Below are 2,900 nucleotides of genomic sequence, written 5' to 3' on the forward strand. Positions count from 1 at the left end.
CCACCGCTAGGACCTGAACCTAGTGCGTCTACCAATTCCGCCACCTGGGCCTGCAGCGCGACTTCTGATCGCTTCCCGTCACCCTTGCGGGTTTCAGGATTAAAAAACCGGCTGGCGCCGGCTTTTCGTCGACCGATCTGCAAATCGATCGACTATAATGAGTGGTGCCCAGGAGAAGACTCGAACTTCCACGGTGTTGCCACCGCTAGGACCTGAACCTAGTGCGTCTACCAATTCCGCCACCTGGGCACTCAAGGCGATGATTGCTCATCTCCGACGTCGCGATTGCTCACGGCGTCGTGGGGCGGCACTTTACTTAGGGGGCGTTTGCTTGTAAACCCCTGCTGTGAAAAATATTTTTATTGAGCATGCCAGGCTAACTATTGCGCGGTTTTCACGTTTCAATAGGCGTTATGGCAGTTCCTACCGAACCCAGACTTAGAAGGTAACCCCAGACTGATGGCCGATTGGCAATCCCTCGATCCCGAGGCCGCCCGGGAAGCGGAAAAGTACGATAACCCCATTCCGAGTCGCGAACTCATTCTGGCTCATCTCGCCGATCGCGGCGCCCCGGCCACACGGCCCCAGTTGGCCGAGGAATTCGGTCTCGTCACCGAGGACCAGCTCGAAGCCCTGCGGCGGCGCATGCGCGCCATGGAGCGCGATGGTCAGGTGATCTATACCCGCCGCGGCGCCTATGCGCCCATCGACAAGCTGGATCTGGTGCGCGGACGCATTGCCGGCCATCGCGATGGCTTCGGCTTCCTGATCCCCGACGACGGCAGCGACGACCTCTTCCTCAGCCCGGCGCAGATGCGCCTGGTGTTCGACGGTGACATCGCCCTGGCGCGGGTCGCCGGCCACGATCGGCGCGGTCGTCGCGAAGGCGGCCTGGTCGAGGTGGTCACCCGGGCACATGAATCCCTGGTCGGTCGTTTCTTCCAGGAGAGCGGCCTGGCCTACGTGGTGCCGGACAATCCCAAGATCGGCCAGCAGGTGCTGGTGCCCGAAGGCAAGCACGGCGGCGCCGCCCACGGCCAGTTCGTGCAGGTGCGCATCGACGAGTGGCCCACCACCTTCCGGCAGGCCCAGGGCGAAGTGGTCGAGATTCTCGGCGACTACATGGCGCCGGGCATGGAGATCGAGGTGGCGCTGCGCAGCTACGACATCCCCAACGAGTGGCCCAAGGCCGTCGAGAAGGAAGCCGCCAAGCTCAAGCCCGAGGTGGAAGAGAAGGACAAGCAGAAGCGCATCGACCTGCGCCAGTTGCCCTTCGTGACCATCGATGGCGAAGACGCCCGCGACTTCGACGATGCCGTCTATGCCGAGGCCAAGAAGTCCGGTGGCTGGCGGCTCTACGTCGCCATCGCCGACGTCTCCCACTACGTCAAGGTCGGTTCGGCGCTGGACGCCGAGGCGGAAAAGCGCGGCAACTCGGTGTATTTCCCCGAGCGCGTGATCCCCATGCTGCCCGAGGCCCTGTCCAACGGGCTCTGCTCGCTCAATCCCCAGGTGGATCGCCTGGCCATGGTCTGCGAGATGACCATCGCCGCCTCCGGGCGCATGACCGGCTACCAGTTCTACGAAGCGGTCATCCATTCCCACGCGCGCCTGACCTACAACAAGGTCTCCACGGTGCTGGAGCAGCCCAAGTCGGCCGAAGGCAAGCAGTTGCGCAAGCAGCTCGGCGAGGTGGTGCCGCACCTGGAGCAGCTCTACAGTCTGTACAGGGTGCTGCTGGCTGCCCGGCATGTCCGCGGGGCCATCGATTTCGACACCCAGGACACCCGCATCGTCTTTGGCGCCGATCGCAAGATCTCCGAGATCCGCCCGACCCAGCGCAACGATGCCCACAAGCTGATCGAGGAATGCATGCTGTGCGCCAACGTGGCCACCGCCAAGTTCCTCGAGAAGCACAAGGTGCCGGCCCTGTACCGGGTACACGATGCGCCACCCCTGGAAAAGCAGACCAATCTGCGGCAGTTCCTCGGTGAGATGGGGCTGTCGCTGACCAAGGGCAAGGCCAACCCGGTGCCGTCGGACTACCAGGCGCTGCTGCAGCAGATCCGCGAGCGGCCGGACTTCCGGCTGATCCAGACGGTGATGCTCAGGTCGCTGAGCCAGGCGGTCTACAGCCCGGACAACAACGGTCACTTCGGTCTCAACTACGAGGCCTATACCCATTTCACCTCGCCGATCCGGCGCTATCCGGATCTGCTGGTGCATCGGGCGATCCGCAGCGTCATCCGCTCCAAGCTGGAGACCAAGCACGTCAAGCGCGCAGGCGCGACGAGCATGGCCAAGGCGCGCATCTATCCCTATGACGAATTGCGCCTGGATCAGCTCGGCGAGCAGTGCTCCATGACCGAGCGCCGCGCCGACGAAGCCACGCGGGACGTCTCCAACTGGCTCAAGTGCGAGTTCATGAAGGATCGCGTCGGCGAAACCTTTGCCGGCGTCATCACCGCAGTGACCGGCTTCGGCCTGTTCGTCGAATTGTCCGAGGTGTTCGTCGAGGGTCTGGTGCATGTCACCGCGCTGCCCGACGACTACTACCACTTCGACAGCGTCCACCATCGCCTCTCCGGTGAGCGCAGCGGTCGCAGCTATCGCCTGGGCGATCCCCTCGAGGTGGTAGTGGCGCGCGTCGATCTGGACGAGCGCAAGATCGACTTCGTACTGCCGGCCAGTGCCGGGGCGCCACGGGTGCGGGAAGAGCGCGAGCCGCGCAACAAGCGCGACAACCGTCGCCGCGGTGCGCCAGCGCCAGCGCAGGAGCCAAGCGCTGCTCCGGCTGTCGAAGCCTCGGGCGAGCCCGTCTCCCCGGCGCCAGAGCGAGGGTCTCGCCGCTCGCGTAACGGCCGTCGTCGCGGTGCGCCGGCGCAGGAATCGAGCGTCGT

1 protein-coding gene and 1 tRNA gene are annotated in these 2,900 nt (G+C 64.4%); one reads left to right on the forward strand and one right to left on the reverse strand.

The features are described 5' to 3' along the window. Positions 1-162 precede the first annotated feature (162 nt). Positions 163-249: transfer RNA gene (locus PVZ72_RS19570), tRNA-Leu, on the reverse strand. A gap of 210 nt (positions 250-459) precedes the next feature. Between PVZ72_RS19570 and rnr the strand changes: the two genes are divergently transcribed. Further along, positions 460-2,900: ribonuclease R (gene rnr / locus PVZ72_RS19575; RefSeq protein WP_273862783.1), on the forward strand; the 2,441-nt coding region annotated here is incomplete at its 3' end.

The sequence above is a fragment of the Pseudomonas sp. LA5 genome (genome assembly GCF_028640825.1).
Lineage (GTDB): Bacteria > Pseudomonadota > Gammaproteobacteria > Pseudomonadales > Pseudomonadaceae > Chryseomonas > Chryseomonas aestiva.